Source organism: Robertmurraya sp. (genome assembly GCF_036676585.1).
Taxonomy (GTDB): domain Bacteria; phylum Bacillota; class Bacilli; order Bacillales; family Cytobacillaceae; genus Robertmurraya_A.
This window is the reverse complement of the sequence record NZ_JAKFCQ010000055.1, coordinates 43,560-60,989: the sequence shown is the minus strand read 5'-3', so window position 1 is coordinate 60,989 and position 17,430 is coordinate 43,560. Positions and strand designations below refer to the sequence as shown.

The window sequence follows — 17,430 nt, the reverse complement described above, 5'->3', positions numbered from 1 at the left end:
AAATGACAAAAGAACACAATTTCTCATTTGAAACAAAACTACTTCATAATGAACATAAATTTGATCCTACTAACGGTGCTGTTTCCGTTCCTATTCAACATGCATCCACCTTTCATCAGCACAGCGTGGATGAGTTTGGAAAATACGACTATGGACGAAGCGCGAATCCAACTCGTGAAGCTTTTGAAACAGTCATTGCAAACCTTGAGGAAGGCACAAACGGATATGCCTTTTCATCAGGTATGGCAGCCATTTCGACTGCGTTTCTCCTTCTCTCTCAAGGAGACCATGTAGTGATCACGGAAGACGTGTATGGTGGGACCTACAGAATGGTGACGGAAGTCCTTTCGCGTTTTGGAATCGAGCATACATTTGTTGATATGACGGACCTTACAGCTGTAAAACAAGCGATTCGTCCGAATACGAAGGTTTTCTATGTAGAAACTCCTTCGAATCCGCTTTTAAAGGTGACGGATATTCGAGCCATCAGTGACATTGCGAAAAGTGTTGGAGCTTTAACCTTTGTTGACAATACATTTTTAACACCTGCTCTACAAAAGCCTTTACTTCTTGGTGCGGATGTAGTGCTTCATAGTGCCACGAAGTTTCTTTCTGGTCATAGTGATGTAGTTGCTGGTGCAATCGTTGTAAACGATCCTGACCTTGCTAAACAGATTGGATTTTTACAAAACTCTTTTGGCGCTGTGTTAGGCGTTCAAGATGCTTGGTTAGTGTTACGAGGAATGAAGACCTTATCGGTTCGGATGGACTTCTCAATGAAATCTACGCTAAAAATAGCACACTTCTTGCAGAACCATCCTTCTGTGAAAAAAGTGTACTACCCTGGTCTTACTGATCATCCACAGTACGAAATACAAAAAGAACAATCAGAAGGTGCCGGTGCCGTTCTTTCGTTCGAACTTGAAAGTGAAGAAGCCGTAAAACAATTTGTTGAATTAACAGAGATCCCTGTATTTGCTGTTAGCTTAGGAGCTGTTGAATCGATCCTCTCTTACCCAGCGAAAATGTCACATGCGGCAATGCCGATTGAACAACGTTTAAAAAGAGGAATCAGCCAAAGTCTCCTTCGCCTTTCTGTTGGCCTAGAACATCCAGATGATATCATTAAAGACTTCACGGCTGCCCTTGAAACGATAGCCGCGAAGAGCCAAGGAGAGAAAGTAAGATGAGCCTTTTAGATAAACTGAAAAAAGACATTGTCATTGGTGATGGTGCAATGGGTACCCTTCTCTACTCTTATGGAACGGATAGTTGTTTTGAAGAGTTAAACTTGTCGCATCCGGATGATATTTTAAACATCCATAAGGCCTATCTACGAGCTGGAGCGGATGTTATTCAAACGAACACGTATGCTGCCAACTCCTTAAAGCTACAAAGATATGGCCTTGAAGATTCTGTAGAAAAAATTAATCGTGCTGCCGTAAAAATTGCGAAACAAGCTATTACAAATGAAAGCTTTGTTGTAGGAACCATTGGTGGTAACCGTGGCATCCGACACAACTCGTTTTCTTTAGAGGAAATTGTCCAAAGCTTTTCACAGCAACTACATTACTTATTGCTTGAAGATATTGATGGCCTGTTACTTGAAACTTACTACGATTTAGATGAAATCGAAGCAGTCCTTTCTATTGCGAGAAAGGAAACAAATTTACCTATTATTGCTCAAGTTTCCATGCAGGTCCCTGGCATTATGCAAAACCGAACGCCCATTAATGAAGCTCTTTTACGTTTAGAGAATCTTGGTGCTGATGTAGTGGGTGTGAACTGTCGACTTGGTCCCCATCATATGCTTGAAAGCTTGGAACAAGTTGAATTACCTAAAACGGCGCTTTTATCCGCGTACCCAAATGCTAGTCTTCCTACGTACACTGATGGAAAATTCCATTATGAAGGAGATGCGGATTATTTCCGAAAAAGTGCTCAGGAATTCAGATCTCAAGGTGTTCGCCTTTTAGGAGGCTGCTGTGGTACGACTCCAGCCCATATTGAGGCCTTTGCTTCAGAGCTAAAAGGAACCTCACCTGTGACTGAAAAGCAAGTGGAAGTAAAAAAAGAAGTGGTTCAAGTGAAATCTGTACAACCAAAACGTACGGAACGTCCTCTACAGGAAATTGTTAAAGAAAGATCATCAGTCATTGTTGAATTGGACCCACCTCGAAAGCTGAACACAAAGAAATTTTTTGAAGGAGCTCAAGCGCTTAAGGAAGCCGGTGTTGATGCTATTACATTAGCTGATAATTCACTAGCGTCTCCAAGAATTTGTAATACTAGCTTGGCTCAATTGACAAAAACAAATATCGGCTTACGACCACTTGTTCACATTACTTGTCGTGATCGAAATATTATTGGTCTTCAATCTCATCTAATGGGACTTCATACCCTGGGATTACATGATATTTTAGCTATTACAGGCGACCCTGCCCGTGTCGGTGATTTCCCTGGTGCATCATCGGTATATGATGTCTCTTCATTCGAACTCATTAGCATGATTAAGCAGTTTAATGAAGGTCTGTCCCCTACTGGCAAGGACTTAGGTGAAAAAGGTGTATTTTCTGTTGCTGCCGCATTTAATCCAAATGTAAAATATATAGATAAAGCTGTTTTACGTATGGAAAAGAAAGCAAAGTATGGAGCAGATTACTTTATTACTCAACCCGTGTATTCAGAGGAAAAACTATTAGAGATCTACCATGCAACTAGGCATATCAACGAACCTATTTACATTGGGTTAATGCCATTAACATCGAGTAAAAATGCGGAGTTTCTTCATAACGAGGTACCTGGAATAAAAATTTCTGATTCTATTAGAGAGTTGATGGCTTCTTTAAAAGATGATCCTGTTCAATCAACTAATGAAGGAATCGCTATTACTAAGTCATTGATTGACGCAGCTTCTGAATTGTTTAATGGAATTTATTTAATAACTCCTTTTATGCGATATGAAATGACCGCACAGCTCGCTACCTATACAAATACGATAAACAGCCAAGTGTTAAGGAGGAAGCTGAATGCAAACAGCATCGTTAAATGAACAACTAAATAAACGAATTCTCATCATGGATGGTGCGATGGGTACGATGCTCCAACAAGAAGCATTAACAGCTAAGGATTTTGGTGGAGAAGAGTATGAGGGTTGCAATGAAATATTAAACCTCACCGCCCCTGATGTGATTGAAAAAATTCACCTAGAGTACTTACGTGCTGGAGCCGATATTATTGAAACCAATACATTCGGTGCCACTAGTCTAGTATTGGATGAATACGATTTAGGCTCTAAAGCGTATGAAATTAATGTGGTCGCTGCCAAGCTAGCAAGAAAGGCGTGTGATCAAATCTCTACACCTGAGTGGCCTCGCTTTGTCGCAGGGTCCCTTGGTCCTACAACCAAAACATTAAGTGTAACAGGTGGTACAACCTTTTCTGCTTTAGTTGAAACATATGAGGAGCAGGTACTCGGTCTTCTAGATGGTGATGTAGATTTACTGCTTCTTGAAACTAGCCAGGACTTGTTAAATGTAAAAGCTGGATTTTTAGGAATCCAAAGAGCCTTCGACCTTCGTAACCGCAAGCTTCCTATTATGATTTCAGGGACGATTGAACCGATGGGAACAACACTTGCTGGTCAATCCATTGAAGCCTTTTATATTTCCATTCAACATATGAACCCTATAGCAGTTGGACTAAATTGTGCAACAGGACCTGAGTTCATGCAGGATCATATTCGTTCCCTTTCTTCCCTATCAAACTCGGCAATCAGTTGTTACCCTAACGCTGGTTTACCTGATGAAGAAGGTCATTATCATGAAACACCTGATTTGCTAGCAAAAAAGCTTGGTAACTTCGCTGCTGAAGGCTGGATTAATATTGTTGGTGGTTGTTGTGGTACAACTCCTGAACATATTAAAGCTATTTCTGATGAGATGAAGAAATACAAGCCTCGTAAACGAATTGAAAACCATGCCCACATGGTGTCAGGCATTGAGCCATTTGTATACGATGATCCAACTCTGCGACCAATCATGGTTGGGGAACGAACAAATGTTATCGGGTCAAGAAAGTTTAAAAGATTGATTAGCGAAGGAAAAATTGAGGAAGCTTCGGAAATTGCGCGTGCTCAAGTGAAAAACGGAGCTCACGTCATCGACATCTGCTTAGCAGATCCTGACCGTGACGAAATTGTTGATATGGAGAACTTTATTCAGGAAGTTGTTAAAAAAGTAAAGGTTCCTTTAGTTATAGATTCAACCGATGACAAAGTTCTAGAAAAGGCACTTAGTTATTCTCAAGGTAAGGCCATTATCAACTCCATTAATCTTGAAGATGGCGAAGAAAAATTCGAATCAGTTTCCAAACTCGTTCACCAATATGGCGCTGCAATTGTTGTTGGGACCATTGACGAAAAAGGTATGGGTGTCACTGCCGAGAAAAAACTAGAGGTAGCGAAACGATCTTATGATCTCCTAGTTAATAAATATGGTGTTCCTCCTCAGGATATTATTTTTGATCCACTTGTCTTCCCTGTTGGGACTGGAGATGAACAATACATTGGTTCTGCAAAAGCAACAGTTGATGGAATTCGAATGATCAAGGAGCATATGCCTGAAACTCAAACAATATTGGGGATCAGTAATGTATCCTTCGGTCTTCCACCTGTCGGACGTGAAGTGTTGAACTCAGTATTCCTTTATCACTGTACAGTTGCTGGATTGGATTACGCGATTGTAAATACAGAAAAACTCGAACGTTTTGCAAGTATTCCACCTGAGGAAGTAAAAATGGCTGAAGATCTTCTTTTCCATACTACCGATGAAACACTAGCTGTTTTCACAGATTTTTACCGAGAAAAGAAAAAAGAAGTCAAAAGCACACTACCGGATATGACGTTAGAGGAGCGACTCGCTTACTATATCGTTGAAGGGACAAAAGAAGGGTTACTCCCTGACTTAGAGATTGCTTTATCAACCTACCCTGCCCCACTAGATATCATTAATGGTCCATTAATGGATGGTATGAAGGAAGTAGGTCGCCTATTCAATGACAATCAATTGATCGTAGCAGAGGTACTTCAAAGTGCTGAAGTAATGAAAGCCTCCGTTTCCTTCTTAGAACCACATATGGAAGCAGGAGATACATCTGCATCAAAAGGAAAAGTAATCCTAGCTACTGTAAAAGGCGATGTTCATGATATCGGTAAAAACTTAGTGGATATTATCTTAAGCAATAATGGATATGATGTAGTTGATTTAGGTATAAAGGTAACTCCAACTACATTAATCGAATCAATAAAAAAGGAAAATCCCGACATTGTTGGATTATCAGGGTTACTAGTAAAGTCCGCTCAACAAATGGTCCTGACTGCTCAAGACATGAAACAAGCAGGAATTAATGTTCCAATTTTAGTTGGCGGTGCAGCTTTATCTAGAAAATTTACTGACACGAAAATTTCTAAAGAGTACGATGGTTTAGTATTGTACGCTAAGGACGCGATGAATGGGTTAAGTCTAGCTAACCAGCTCCAAGATGAAGAAGAGCTGAAAAAGCTGGAGATTGAGCATGCTGAAAAACAAGAGCGTTTAGCTAGTACAAGCACCGACTCAAAAACTTCAACAGCTACAGCTACAGCCGTTAAGGTTCGCTCAAAAACAAAACAAGACTTTATCGTTCAAGCTCCAAAGGACGTTAAAAGACATATTTTACGACAATACTCTCTTGCCCATATTGAGCCATATATTAATGAACAAATGCTTATTGGTCATCATTTAGGGGTAAAAGGAACGATTGAAAAGCTATTAGCAGCTCAAGATGAAAAAGCGTGGAAAGTAAAAAATGTTGTTGATGAGCTAAAGGCAGATGCAAAACAAAAGGGTTGGATTAAACCCCAAGCAGTTTATCAGTTTTATCCTGCTCAATCAAAAGATGAGAGTATCTTTATCTATAATCCTGAAAATCATTCAGAAATTATTGAAACCTTTACGTTCCCTCGTCAGGAAACAGAACCATTTTTGTGCTTAGCAGATTATGTTAAATCTGTTGACTCTGGTGAAATGGATTATGTTGGTTTCTTTGCAGTAACTGCAGGCACAGGGATTCGTCAGGTCGCTGAAGAATTAAAAAAGGCTGGAAAGTTTTTAGAAAATCATGCTCTTCAAGCTTTAGCGTTAGAAACTGCTGAAGGATTTGCAGAATTCATTCATCGTCTCATGCGTGATCAGTGGGGATTCCCAGATCCGGTTAGCATGACGATGAAGGATCGATTCTCGGCTAAATATACTGGTCAACGCTTCTCCTTTGGATACCCAGCTTGTCCAGATCTTGAAGATCAAACAAGACTATTCTCCCTTCTGAAGCCTGAGGAAATAGGCATTCAATTAACAGAAGGTTTTATGATGGAGCCTGAAGCTTCTGTTACAGCAATGGTATTTTCACATCCAGAAGCCCGTTACTTCAATGTTTTAAGATAATTGCTAGAAAGTGTTTAGCCTAACAAGCTAAACACTTTTTTGTGTTTTTTTTCCTATTTTTCTACTACAATAAAAGTAATGACTAATAGAATAGGTGATTCTATGGATTTTTCAATTACTCCTTTAGGTGATGCTGCACTAATGATTGAATTCCAAGCAACTGGGTTAAGTGATAGAGCAAATGAATTCGTCCACTCTGCATATCATTTACTCTCAAAACGGTCAGTACCAGGAATGATCGCTTTGGTTCCTGCGTATACAACCTTAACGCTTCACTATGAACCTTCTTCCATAAAATCGGATTATCCATATCAGCACATGAAAATGATCATCCAAGAATTATTGCGAAAAGGTTTAAAAACGGACACTAGACATGGAAATTGTTTTCTTATCCCAGTATGCTATGAGCCTCCTTTTTCTTTGGATTTAACAGAGGTTGCTCAAGTTCACCACCTAACCGTGGAAGAAGTGATTCATTTTCATACAAAGCAAATTTATCAAGTTAGCTTTCTCGGCTTTTCACCAGGCTTTCCTTTTTTAAGTGGACTGCCTAAATCAATCGCTACCCCTAGAAAAAAAAATCCTAGAACACTTGTGAAAGCTGGCTCTGTTGGTATTGCAGGTGAACAAACGGGAATCTACCCTACCGATAGTCCTGGTGGCTGGCAAATTATCGGTCAAACACCGATTCGTATTTATTATCCCGAAAAGAAGGAGCCCACACTTTTTGCACCAAGCGATACGATCCGTTTTTACCCGATAACAGCTAAACAGTATTACCAACTGGAGGAATCTCATGAGTATAACTGTCCTTAAGCCTGGTCTCCTCACAACCATTCAAGATCTAGGTCGTACCCACTATCAAGCCAAGGGGATTGGCACTTCAGGTGCGCTAGATCTTCACTCTCATCGACTTGCTAATTGGCTTGTGGGAAATGAAGATAACGAAGCAACGATTGAAATCACCCTTATTGGCCCTACTCTACTGTTCCAATGTTCAGCAGTCATTTCGATATGTGGAGCAGATCTTACCCCTACATTAAATGGTATTAAAATAGACATCGGAAGAACGCTCCAGGTTTTAAAGGGAGATGTTCTCTCATTTTCTGCCATTCGTAACGGTAGTCGGGCGTATCTTGCTGTAAGTGGAGGTATCCATACTCCTTCCAAATTTGGGAGTAGAAGTACTGATATCAGGTCACAAATTGGTGGCCACTATGGGAGGTCCTTACAAGCTAAAGATCAATTATTGATCTCATCAAGTTATTTATTACATCGCATACAATGGAAGCTCTCCCCTGAATTACATAACCATGTGACGGAAAATAGAAAAGTACGATTTACAAAAGGAAAGCAATACGGCCTCTTTACAAACAGTAGCCATCAAGCGTTTTTCACTTCAGACTTTCAAATTAATAAAGATTCAAATCGAATGGGAATCCGACTAAATGGAAATCCCCTTCAATTACAAACAAAACAGGAGCTTGTTACTGAGGGAGTGGCACATGGTTCTGTTCAAGTTCCTCCAAATGGACAGCCCATCATCCTTCTATCAGATAGACAAACAACTGGAGGGTATCCGAAAATAGCACAAATCGCATCCGTAGACCTCCCCTATCTAGCACAAAAAAAACCAGGAGAAATGGTAAATTTTGAAGAAATCACCTTACAAGAATCTCAAAAATTATATGGTAGGATGAATCATCTTATGCGGGTGCAAAAGGCAATCATTAAATTAGGATTAAAAGGAGTGATTCAACATGGAGGTTGATCTGAATTGTGATTTAGGCGAAAGCTTTGGTGTTTATAAGCTTGGAAATGACCAAGAAATGATGAAATATATCACTTCGGCTAACATCGCATGTGGTTTTCATGCAGGCGACCCGATTACAATGAGAGAAGCTGTTTTAATGGCCTTATCCAACGGGGTATCTATAGGAGCGCACCCTGGTTTAGCTGATTTAAGAGGGTTTGGTCGGAGAAATATACACATCTCTCCTAAAGATGCCTATCATGATGTTATATATCAAATCGGTGCATTAGAAGCATTTGTCAAATCAGAGGGTGGACTATTACGACATGTAAAACCTCATGGAGCTTTATATAATTTATGTGCTGAGGATGAGGCACTCTCTGAGGCTGTTGCAGAAGCTGTTTATCGAGTGGATCCTAATTTATATTTATATGGGTTAAGCGGAAGTAAATTAATTGAAGCAGGAAGGAAACTTGGTCTAAAAACCGTAAATGAGGTGTTTGCGGACCGAGCTTATATGGAAAACGGGACACTTGCACCAAGACATATGGAAGGTGCCGTCATTAGCGACGAAAATACTTCCATGCACCAAGTACTTCAGCTAGTTCTTGAAAAGCGGGTAAAAACTATAATGGGAAGTGAAATCCCATTACAAGCAGACTCTATTTGCTTACATGGTGATGGGAATAAAGCCGTTGAAATGGCAAAATTAATTTCTTCCACACTTAAGAACAAAGGAGTAGTTTTAAAACCATCCTTATAACAAAGAAAGAAGCGCCATTTATTGCTGCGCTTCTTTTACTCTGTTAGTGATTCCTTCAGGAGAAGCATTTCTTCCTCCGTTTTCGCGATCTTCAACAATTGTCTGTCCAATCTTTTCGATATATTATCAAAGTTTTTTTGATAACTAGCCTGCATTTTTGAAAAAGTATCCTCTATGGCGACGGTCACTTTTTCATAGGGGTGTTCCTCAATCTTCTGTAATAATTCCTTAATATCACCTATATCAATTTGATTAACAGCTACACGATGCTCAATGCTGTTCACTTTCTCAAGCGTTGCAAGTCTTGATTCAATAGAATCTAATTTTGAGTTTACATTTATATTGATTTCATTTAAGAGCCGCACTAATTGCGTCATCTCACTCATGTTCAAAACCCCTCAATGTTTTTTCTAATTGTATCATTTACAACATAAGAAAGGTGTTACAGAACTTCGTTATTTTCGTGTCAAAAAAACAAACGTTTCAATTTCTTGGTTGACTACATATAGTCATTTTTAGTGTTTCGGGTACTTTCCGACAACGTGAATGGCTGAAATAATTTTTTTATTAATCCATTTTCGATTATCTATTGTGTTAAGTGTTTCATAAACCATTTTTCTACCTTCTTCTGTTGTTACATAGTGACTAGGAAGGCTGTTTAAACTAAGTGCGATGATGTCATTTCGACATTTGTCACATTTACAAAATATTTGGTACTCAGGTCCAACCATACACATGGTAACTAAGGCGATTACTATTTCTTCCATAACATTAACGTAATTTTTCATTCATCCACTCCGCCTTATTAGATAAAAATTGCCAAATTGAATATATTTCGATACTCTATAGATACCTATTGTAACAGGAGATTCCTATGATTCGTATGATTGGCATTACAAAAGATTTTACCATAAAAGACATTAGTTTCCGTCATTTTAATCCCAATGAATGGATTTGGTATTGGATTGATTTCAATCAGCCAAGTGAGGAAGAAACGATTTATTTACAAGATCCTTTGCAATTTCATCCCCTCGCTATAGAAGATTGCATTAATAAGCTTCAACGTCCTAAACTGGACTATTATGATCAGCACACCTTTTACGTTACACATCGCTTAGGTGAAAGGAGCTTGGAAAAGGAAGAAATTAATTTTTTTGTTGAAAAGCAATTTATTGTCACCTATCACCATTTACCGTCCCCAGAAATTGATCAAGTATGGGAGCGTTTAATTCATTCTCGCAAGATCAAAGACTGGAATCCATACTTAGTGTTCTACTACGTGCTCGATAAGATTGTTGACAATTATTTCCCGTTTTTATATGAAATCGAAGATACTTTAAATGACATAGAAGACAATTCGAATCATTTATCAATGGAAAAATTGCTTGATCAATTGTTTGAGACGAGACACCATTTATTAAGCCTGCGACATACGATTATTCCTATGAGAGACCTTCTCTACCGAATGTTAAACTCGCACCGACTAGAAACCATTCAAGGAAAAAAAGAGTATTTTGCTGATATATATGACCACCTGCTGAAATTATCTGAAATGATTGATGCAAACCGTGAAATCACTGCTGATATACGCGATAGTTATATTTCATATAACTCCCACCAAACCAATCGAGTGATGAAGGTACTTACAGTTATCACAACCATTTTTATGCCACTTACCTTTATAGCAGGTATTTACGGAATGAATTTTGAGCACATGCCAGAACTCAGGTGGGAATATGGATACTTTCTTATACTTCTCATTATGCTTATCATTGGGGGAGGTATGTATATTTGGTTTAAAAAGAAGGGTTGGTTTCGATAAATGTATGAAATCCCCAGCTGTAGCTGGGGATTTATTATTAGATGATTTTTTTATCATTTATATCGTATTTTTCTTTTAACCACGGTGGAGCCGTTTTGACTAGTCTTTGTAAGATGAAAGTTGTAAATAATAAATCATCCGTAAACCCAAAAATGGCAAATATATCTGGTATCACATCAATTGGCAATAAGAGATAACCAATTATAAGAGCTATTGGCCAAGCCTTATGTTTTGGTGATACGTCTCGTGCAAAATAAAACTCTCTTATGAATGGTAAGAATCTCCAAAATTTAACGACAAATGCTACTCTTCTCCAGGCTTTTTTCATGCTCGATTCCCCTTCCTTAACCTTTTACTGGATATGGATTAGATCTTGATCCTCACTCTTAACCCCTGCATCAAATATCATCTTGGTTTTAAATCGATACTTGATCGTTGATGACGATTTTTCAAGTTTATCTGGCAAGGTAAATCGAAAATTTAATTGATTTTGTTCTTGAGATTCAATCATTTGTGTAGTGTAGATCGTTGAGCTTTCAATGATTACTTCTTGATTTTCCTCTTCATTTTTCATTACTAAATCACATTCAATTCTTTTTAACTGCTGCTCAATCGTTCCTCCTTGAATATGAAAATGTCCTGTGACACACTCCCCTGGTTGAAATTTAGTATGATCTAGCTTTAAGTCTATCGTAGCTGATCCAATTCCTAATAATGACATATACTTTCTCAAAATCATGTTTTCCCAATCCCCTCAATATTTTTTATTTACCCTTATCCTTATCCTATTATCAATAAAATAAAAATGGTCCTTACCTTGGAGGTAAAGACCATAAATAAAGACCTTTACCAAATGGTAAAGGTCTTGCTAACAACAAGTAAAGAATGTTGCCAACAAAGCCGAGAGTTTCCTCTGAAGTGACGACTTTGCTGTAAAAGCTACTCCCCTTTAGGAGATATTATAAAATTTATATATACTAATTTTATGTTAATTTCCTTAAATTTGTCAATCTTTTTATAATGGAATTTCTAAAACAATCTTTGTCCCTTTACCAGGAGAGGAATGAATATGGACTTCCCCTTTAACAGCTCGAGCACGTTCCTCCATACTAAATAGTCCTACTCCCCTTGTAATGTTTGAGGGATCGAACCCTTGACCATTATCTTCAATGATCACACGAACCTCTTGATCCATCTCTCGAATAATAATCGAAACTTGCTCAGCATTTGCATATTTTTGAATATTAATTAATGCTTCCTGAAGAATACGATAAATAGTAATTTCCTTGTTTGATGAAAGCCGCTGTTGTAAAAAGCAATCAAATTGAACATCAATCTGATAATTCTCTGAAAAACGAGTTAAATATGAACGGATCGCAGGTAAAAGACCAAGATCATCTAGGACAGACGGCCTTAATTCCTGGGATATTTTTCTGACTTCTTCAATTAGTTCCGTAGCTTCTTTTTGGAGCATATCAAGTAAGGGATGCTTTAGTTGCGATTGTAAAATATTAATTGAAATTAAATGACTATACAGATTTTGCCCGATCCCATCATGAAGATTTCTTGAGAGCCTTTTTCTTTCATCTTCTTGTACCTCGATGATTTTTGTCATCATACTTTGTAGCTCTTCTTCTACTTTTTTTCTTTCTGTGACCTCATGACGAATCGCTAAATACTGATACGGTTTTCCATTTGAATCCAAAAACGGAACAATGGTCGTGTCTACCCAATAATATGTACCATCTTTTGCACGATTTTTTATTTCTCCATTCCATACTTGACCAGATGATATGGTCATCCATAGGTCTTTGAAGAATGACTTTGGATGAAAGCTTGAATTAATAATTCGATGATCCGATCCGATCAGTTCTTCCCTTGAGTACTTAGAGATTTGAGAGAACTTATCATTTACATACGTAATGTGACCTTTAGCATCTGTAATTGCTACAATAGATGAGGCATCTAGGGCAAATTTGAAATCCTTTAATTCTTGAACAGATTTTTGTAATTCTTCAGATAGTTCGTTAAGAGGATTAGGTGAGTGATGATTTACGTTGATGATCCTCGATTGATCCTTCAACTCTATAGCCTCCCTCTAAAATTCTTTTACATTTTTTCCTATGATAGAAATTTTTTTAAATCAGCTGCAGCCTTCTCAACTAACTTTTTTTCATCGTCACTGATACAAGTTTCTGATCTAAACCCCACCAGCAACACACCTTTAGGTATGCCATTGATGAGTATAGGTACAGCATACGCATAAAGCAGTTTTTCCGCTAACAGGATGGGATACTCTAAAGCTTTTCCTAGAATATTCTGAGGAAAATACTTAATCTCCATCGGTCTTCCGGTAGATATCACTCTACCGGCAATTCCTTTTCCATACCGTAGGGTGATTCTTTCATATTTATCATTGCTATTCCCTGAAGCAATTTTCCAGCCAATATTAGGTCCTTTGCTCTCTTGAAAGGCTAGACCGACAAAGTCACATTCAATCGTTCCTTGTAGCTGTTCGCAAGCCTGTTTCATGTATGTCTGATTGTATAAGTTATCCATAACCATTGAATACATCCTTTACATGCCATAGCCGAGCAAGCCCTTTTTAAGTGCAAATGCAACTAGCTCAGGTCTAGTTTTCATTTGAAGCTTCTCCATAAGATTTCCCTTATGTGTTTCAACTGTTTTAACAGAAATGACCAGCTTTTCTGCAATTTCTTTATTCGCATAACCTTTTGCAATTAAAGTTAAGACTTCTCTTTCTCTATCAGATAGAAGACTAAAAGTATCTTGATTTCCTTGTTTTACGCTGTCAATATACTCTTCCATTAGCCTTTTCGTGGCAGATGGATGAAGGTAAGCATCACCTTTTGCAACCATTTTTATGGCACCTAACAATTCATCATGTGGTGCACTTTTCAAAATACATCCTGAAGCACCCGCTTGAATCGCCCGAAATAAATACTCTTCATCATCATGCATCGTTAAAATAAGGATTTGTACGTTTGGCATCAGCTTTTTTAGCTCCGATGTAGCTGATAACCCATCCTTGCCGTGTGGCATGCTTAAGTCCATTACGACTACATCTGGCTTTAGCTCTTGGGCTAACTGAATACCTTCGTTCCCCTCTGACGCCTCCCCTACCACTTCCATCTCTGGATGGTTACTTAATAACATTTTTAATCCCATTCTAACGACAGCATGATCATCACATAATATAATTTTAATCAAGGTAAGCCCCCCCTATGACCTTCTAAAAAGGAACATCATCCTTATATCCTTTTATTATAGCGGTAAAAGAACATCAATTGTAGTCCCTACCCCTATTTCAGAAGTTATCACGCATTGGCCCCCAATTAAATTCATACGCTCTTTCATAGCAGCCAATCCACTAGAACGCTGAATTTCATTTTCAACGTTAAACCCTTTCCCATTGTCCTTAATTGTCATGGTTAATTTGTTATCACCAAATGAGAAGTCTAGCTGCACAAAATGAGTGTCCGCATATTTTGCTACATTTCCTAATGCCTCTTGACATACTCGAAAAAGGGTTATTTTTTGCGGTTCTGCTAATTTCGGTTCCTGTCCCTCAATATCGAGATCGACTAATATTCCGTATGTCGACGTAAACATCCGTAAATAGCTTTTCATTGCTGGTACTAACCCAAGTGTTGTTAACGTAGGAGGATGAAGCTCTACTGACAACAGCCGGATTTCCTGAATCGTCTTTTCAAGTAATTGACTCATTTCATTCACATATGATTTCATATTTGAACCGTTTATGGCCTGTTCTATAAATTGGAGCCCAGTATACATACTATAGAGGGTTTGCCCAACACCTTCATGAAGCTCAAGTGCGATACGTTTAATTTCTTCTTCTTGTGATTGGATAATGTATGAGCTAATTTGATTTTTAGTCGGTGAATTTTTCATTAGGAACCTCCCCCTAACCATAAATATAGATAGACACATACCCCATCATTTTATGAAAACAAATGATGGGGCATATGCCTTGTTTATGCTACATTTTTCGAATGTCTTGTGCTTACAGTAGAACGTTGATAGTAGAACCAGTTTAATACAATGGAAATCACATAGAACGCGATAAAGAAATAAAAGGCATTCACTGGTGTTCCAAACTGATTAACTGACCAACCGAAAAGCTTCGGTATAAAGAATGAACCATATGCTGCGAATGCAGCGGTGAATCCTAGGACTGGAGCTGCTTCTTTTACAGGGAAGATATCTGGAATCATCTGGAATGTTGAACCAGATCCTAAACCTGCCGCAATAAATAGAACTAGGAATGATGCAAGGAATCCTGTAAACATTTTGTCATTTGTAAAATAGATAACTCCTGCTGCTCCTATTGCCATAACTACAAGAACCCAGGCAGTGACAAGAGCTCCACCTAATTTATCGGAAATCCAGCCACCAATAGGTCTTGCTGCTGCTGCTAAAAATGCTCCTAGGAAGGCTAGACCAACATGTTCAGGGAATTGAGATTTTAGTAGTAAAGGAAATGCTGCTGAATATCCAATAAAGGAACCAAAAGTAGCAACATATAAAACAGTCATAATCCAAGTGTGCTTACGCTTAACGATAATAAATTGGTCCTTCACTGATTGAGTCGCTGTTGGAATATTATCCATTCCAAACCAAGCAGCAACCGTCAAAATTGCAATCGGAATAACCCAAACGAAAGCTGCATTTTGAATCCAAACACTTTCGCCTGTTGGCAATGTTTGACTTCCACCAATCAAAGCAAATGTTCCAGATGCAATGATGAGAGGAGTCACGAATTGAACAACCGATACACCCATATTTCCTAGTCCACCGTTAATACCAAGTGCTGTTCCTTTTTCTTTTTTCGGAAAGAAGAAACTCATATTAGCTGAAGAAGAAGAGAAGTTACCTCCACCAAGTCCACATAAAGCAGCAAGGATTAGCATAGTGGTATATGGTGTGTCAGGGTTTTGTACAGCAAATCCAATCCCAACTGCTGGGATAGCTAAAATAGCTGTAGAAAATACGGTCCAGTTTCTTCCCCCAAATTTACCGACTGCAAAAGTATACACAAATCTAAGTGTTGCCCCAACAAGTCCTGGCATTGCAGCAAGTGTAAACAGCTGTTCAGGGGTAAAATTAAATCCTACATCATTTAAGCGTACTGCAACAACCGACCATATTTGCCATACAACAAACGCCATCATTAGAGATGGAACGGAGATTAATAAGTTTCTTTTGGCATGTCTTTTCCCTTCTTTTTGCCAAAACTGTTCATCTTCTGGATTCCAATGAGTGATTCTTCCTTTACTCATGTTAATCAACCTTTCTAATTACATAATATAGTTTACTAGTTTCATCAAACGCTACCCATTCCTTTTCACTAACAGTTACTTGAGAAGATCCAGGTATAGCAAAGAAATTTCTGTCGTCAAAATAGACTCTCACATGTGTTTCGTCAGGACATAATCCAACTTTTACTAATGATTTTTTTATAAACGGTGCGGCCTGCTCTTCCCCAGAATAGTCCTGAATAGAAAGCTCAACTATTTGATTGACATAGATTTTTAGATCCTCAAGATTAATGCCCTGCACAGCTACTGCCACATCCTTTCCCATTAGGGTAAACAAACATCTTATAACCTTGGAGATAAGACCAGAAGTCAACTTGTGCGTGTGTCTCAATATGCTCAATAACTTCTTCCTCTGACTGAAAACGAGTCATTCCTTTTATCTCTGCAACAACTACATCTGCACCTTCAGTTACTTTTTCATCAAGATACCAATTCACACGCATTCCTTTAAACAAATCAGTTAACAACTGATCAATGAGATTAGAGAATTCTCCAACATGCTCTCTTACAAAACAGAAGTCTAAGTAGGTTTCAGAATTCATTGTCAATCACGCCTTCTTTTGATCTTGTTTGTAAATTAGAAATGCTATAGGGAATAAAATAAGATTTAAGACACAATAAATGATTGCCGTTACATAGTTTTCAAAATAATACTGGTGCACCATTTTTTGTGTAAATACGATATTTAACATAAGAATGACTAACAGGGCAGCAAAATTGAAATTACACTTCATAACGTTTCACCTTCACTGCATATACTGCGTCTTTCTCTACTATTACTTCAATTTCAGGTAATGGTCTACGAGGAGGTCCGGCGGTTGGTGCGCCTGTTTCAACATCAAATTTTCCATGATGGCAAGGACAAAGCATCTCCCCTTTTTCCTTTTCCCAAAATACTGGACAGCGAAGGTGAGTACATGCATTTTGATAAGCAACATATTTTGTTTCAGTTAACCGAATTAATATCGCATCGTCATGTTCACCAGGGAACTTAAAATCAACGGAATGGCCAACAGGAATACTTTTTATATCAACAATCTTTTTGTGCGGATATTCCTTGTTTCCTAGTCCCATTAATTCCTTAGCTGCAACCCCACCCCAAGGGAGAGATGATACGGCAAATACACCAGCTGCCCCTACTAATGTCTTCATAAATCCTCGACGGTCTAGCTTTCTCTCATTGTTCCGATTGATATTGTGGGTATAATTATCTTCATTAAAGGGGATTTTATTATTTTTATGTGTCATGA

19 protein-coding genes are annotated in these 17,430 nt (G+C 38.3%); 7 read left to right on the top strand and 12 right to left on the bottom strand.

Annotated elements, in window-relative coordinates:
- The first annotated feature begins 2 nt into the window (after positions 1-2).
- From metC to ACGLXV_RS06845, 6 genes are all read left to right on the top strand, one after another.
- Complete coding sequence (metC, locus tag ACGLXV_RS06870; protein WP_119708685.1) at positions 3-1,190, top strand: cystathionine beta-lyase; 1,188 nt, start codon at positions 3-5, stop codon at positions 1,188-1,190.
- A complete protein-coding gene (locus ACGLXV_RS06865) occupies positions 1,187-3,052 on the top strand; it encodes a bifunctional homocysteine S-methyltransferase/methylenetetrahydrofolate reductase (RefSeq protein WP_391558046.1) in 1,866 nt (621 codons plus the stop codon). Before metC ends, ACGLXV_RS06865 begins: the two co-directional genes overlap by 4 nt.
- Positions 3,030-6,482 carry a methionine synthase gene (gene metH, locus ACGLXV_RS06860; protein ID WP_391558045.1) on the top strand — a complete coding sequence of 1,151 codons (3,453 nt, stop codon included), beginning with the start codon at positions 3,030-3,032 and terminating at the stop codon, positions 6,480-6,482. Before ACGLXV_RS06865 ends, metH begins: the two co-directional genes overlap by 23 nt.
- Before the next feature lie 102 nt (positions 6,483-6,584).
- Positions 6,585-7,298 (top strand): 5-oxoprolinase subunit PxpB, encoded by a 714-nt coding sequence (gene pxpB, locus ACGLXV_RS06855; RefSeq protein WP_391558044.1) that lies wholly within the window; start codon positions 6,585-6,587, stop codon positions 7,296-7,298.
- Complete coding sequence (locus ACGLXV_RS06850) at positions 7,279-8,253, top strand: 5-oxoprolinase subunit C family protein (RefSeq protein ID WP_391558043.1); 975 nt, start codon at positions 7,279-7,281, stop codon at positions 8,251-8,253. The genes pxpB and ACGLXV_RS06850 overlap by 20 nt, the downstream gene beginning before the upstream one ends.
- Entirely contained in the window at positions 8,243-8,998 is a 756-nt protein-coding gene (locus ACGLXV_RS06845; RefSeq protein WP_391558042.1) for a LamB/YcsF family protein, read from the top strand. The genes ACGLXV_RS06850 and ACGLXV_RS06845 overlap by 11 nt, the downstream gene beginning before the upstream one ends.
- 35 nt (positions 8,999-9,033) lie before the next feature.
- Here ACGLXV_RS06845 and ACGLXV_RS06840 read toward each other — a convergent pair whose 3' ends face one another.
- On the bottom strand, positions 9,034-9,384 hold the full coding sequence (locus ACGLXV_RS06840; RefSeq protein ID WP_391558041.1) for a hypothetical protein: 351 nt from the start codon (positions 9,382-9,384) through the stop codon (positions 9,034-9,036).
- Between the two features lie 129 nt (positions 9,385-9,513).
- Complete coding sequence (locus ACGLXV_RS06835; RefSeq protein ID WP_240390578.1) at positions 9,514-9,786, bottom strand: late competence development ComFB family protein; 273 nt, start codon at positions 9,784-9,786, stop codon at positions 9,514-9,516.
- 86 nt (positions 9,787-9,872) lie between these two features.
- Here ACGLXV_RS06835 and corA point away from each other — a divergent pair, with 86 nt between their 5' ends.
- A complete protein-coding gene (gene corA / locus ACGLXV_RS06830) occupies positions 9,873-10,820 on the top strand; it encodes a magnesium/cobalt transporter CorA (RefSeq protein ID WP_391558040.1) in 948 nt (315 codons plus the stop codon).
- Positions 10,821-10,857: 37 nt separating this feature from the next.
- Here corA and ACGLXV_RS06825 read toward each other — a convergent pair whose 3' ends face one another.
- From ACGLXV_RS06825 to ACGLXV_RS06780, 10 genes are all read right to left on the bottom strand, one after another.
- Positions 10,858-11,148: a YkvA family protein gene (locus tag ACGLXV_RS06825; RefSeq protein WP_391558039.1), complete on the bottom strand. Its 291-nt coding sequence runs from the start codon at positions 11,146-11,148 to the stop codon at positions 10,858-10,860.
- A 24-nt stretch (positions 11,149-11,172) separates the two neighbouring features.
- Positions 11,173-11,559 carry a sporulation protein gene (locus tag ACGLXV_RS06820; protein WP_119708694.1) on the bottom strand — a complete coding sequence of 129 codons (387 nt, stop codon included), beginning with the start codon at positions 11,557-11,559 and terminating at the stop codon, positions 11,173-11,175.
- 276 nt (positions 11,560-11,835) lie between these two features.
- Positions 11,836-12,903 (bottom strand): PAS domain-containing sensor histidine kinase, encoded by a 1,068-nt coding sequence (locus ACGLXV_RS06815; RefSeq protein ID WP_391558038.1) that lies wholly within the window; start codon positions 12,901-12,903, stop codon positions 11,836-11,838.
- 38 nt (positions 12,904-12,941) lie between these two features.
- Positions 12,942-13,385, bottom strand: coding sequence for a GAF domain-containing protein (locus tag ACGLXV_RS06810; protein ID WP_391558037.1), 444 nt, complete (start codon positions 13,383-13,385; stop codon positions 12,942-12,944).
- Between the two features lie 12 nt (positions 13,386-13,397).
- Positions 13,398-14,051 (bottom strand): response regulator, encoded by a 654-nt coding sequence (locus tag ACGLXV_RS06805; protein ID WP_119708697.1) that lies wholly within the window; start codon positions 14,049-14,051, stop codon positions 13,398-13,400.
- Between the two features lie 54 nt (positions 14,052-14,105).
- The gene (locus tag ACGLXV_RS06800) at positions 14,106-14,753 is read right to left on the bottom strand and encodes a sensor histidine kinase (protein WP_391558036.1); all 648 of its coding nucleotides are present in this window, start codon (positions 14,751-14,753) and stop codon (positions 14,106-14,108) included.
- A gap of 83 nt (positions 14,754-14,836) precedes the next feature.
- On the bottom strand, positions 14,837-16,141 hold the full coding sequence (locus tag ACGLXV_RS06795; RefSeq protein WP_391558035.1) for a NarK family nitrate/nitrite MFS transporter: 1,305 nt from the start codon (positions 16,139-16,141) through the stop codon (positions 14,837-14,839).
- A gap of 1 nt (position 16,142) precedes the next feature.
- Entirely contained in the window at positions 16,143-16,433 is a 291-nt protein-coding gene (locus ACGLXV_RS06790; protein ID WP_391558034.1) for a hypothetical protein, read from the bottom strand.
- On the bottom strand, positions 16,408-16,722 hold the full coding sequence (locus ACGLXV_RS06785) for a hypothetical protein (protein ID WP_391558033.1): 315 nt from the start codon (positions 16,720-16,722) through the stop codon (positions 16,408-16,410). Before ACGLXV_RS06785 ends, ACGLXV_RS06790 begins: the two co-directional genes overlap by 26 nt.
- A 181-nt stretch (positions 16,723-16,903) precedes the next feature.
- On the bottom strand, positions 16,904-17,428 hold the full coding sequence (locus ACGLXV_RS06780) for a QcrA and Rieske domain-containing protein (RefSeq protein ID WP_251519380.1): 525 nt from the start codon (positions 17,426-17,428) through the stop codon (positions 16,904-16,906).
- Positions 17,429-17,430: the final 2 nt, after the last annotated feature.

Bases quoted from the DNA above. Each gene is read 5' to 3' on its own strand.
- metC (WP_119708685.1), top strand. From the start codon at position 3: ATGACAAAAGAACACAATTTCTCATTTGAAACAAAACTACTTCATAAT.
- ACGLXV_RS06865 (WP_391558046.1), top strand. From the start codon at position 1,187: ATGAGCCTTTTAGATAAACTGAAAAAAGACATTGTCATTGGTGATGGT.
- metH (WP_391558045.1), top strand. From the start codon at position 3,030: ATGCAAACAGCATCGTTAAATGAACAACTAAATAAACGAATTCTCATC.
- pxpB (WP_391558044.1), top strand. From the start codon at position 6,585: ATGGATTTTTCAATTACTCCTTTAGGTGATGCTGCACTAATGATTGAA.
- ACGLXV_RS06850 (WP_391558043.1), top strand. From the start codon at position 7,279: ATGAGTATAACTGTCCTTAAGCCTGGTCTCCTCACAACCATTCAAGAT.
- ACGLXV_RS06845 (WP_391558042.1), top strand. From the start codon at position 8,243: ATGGAGGTTGATCTGAATTGTGATTTAGGCGAAAGCTTTGGTGTTTAT.
- ACGLXV_RS06840 (WP_391558041.1), bottom strand. From the start codon at position 9,384: ATGAGTGAGATGACGCAATTAGTGCGGCTCTTAAATGAAATCAATATA.
- ACGLXV_RS06835 (WP_240390578.1), bottom strand. From the start codon at position 9,786: ATGAAAAATTACGTTAATGTTATGGAAGAAATAGTAATCGCCTTAGTT.
- corA (WP_391558040.1), top strand. From the start codon at position 9,873: ATGATTCGTATGATTGGCATTACAAAAGATTTTACCATAAAAGACATT.
- ACGLXV_RS06825 (WP_391558039.1), bottom strand. From the start codon at position 11,148: ATGAAAAAAGCCTGGAGAAGAGTAGCATTTGTCGTTAAATTTTGGAGA.
- ACGLXV_RS06820 (WP_119708694.1), bottom strand. From the start codon at position 11,559: ATGATTTTGAGAAAGTATATGTCATTATTAGGAATTGGATCAGCTACG.
- ACGLXV_RS06810 (WP_391558037.1), bottom strand. From the start codon at position 13,385: ATGGTTATGGATAACTTATACAATCAGACATACATGAAACAGGCTTGC.
- ACGLXV_RS06800 (WP_391558036.1), bottom strand. From the start codon at position 14,753: ATGAAAAATTCACCGACTAAAAATCAAATTAGCTCATACATTATCCAA.
- ACGLXV_RS06795 (WP_391558035.1), bottom strand. From the start codon at position 16,141: ATGAGTAAAGGAAGAATCACTCATTGGAATCCAGAAGATGAACAGTTT.
- ACGLXV_RS06785 (WP_391558033.1), bottom strand. From the start codon at position 16,722: ATGAATTCTGAAACCTACTTAGACTTCTGTTTTGTAAGAGAGCATGTT.
- ACGLXV_RS06780 (WP_251519380.1), bottom strand. From the start codon at position 17,428: ATGACACATAAAAATAATAAAATCCCCTTTAATGAAGATAATTATACC.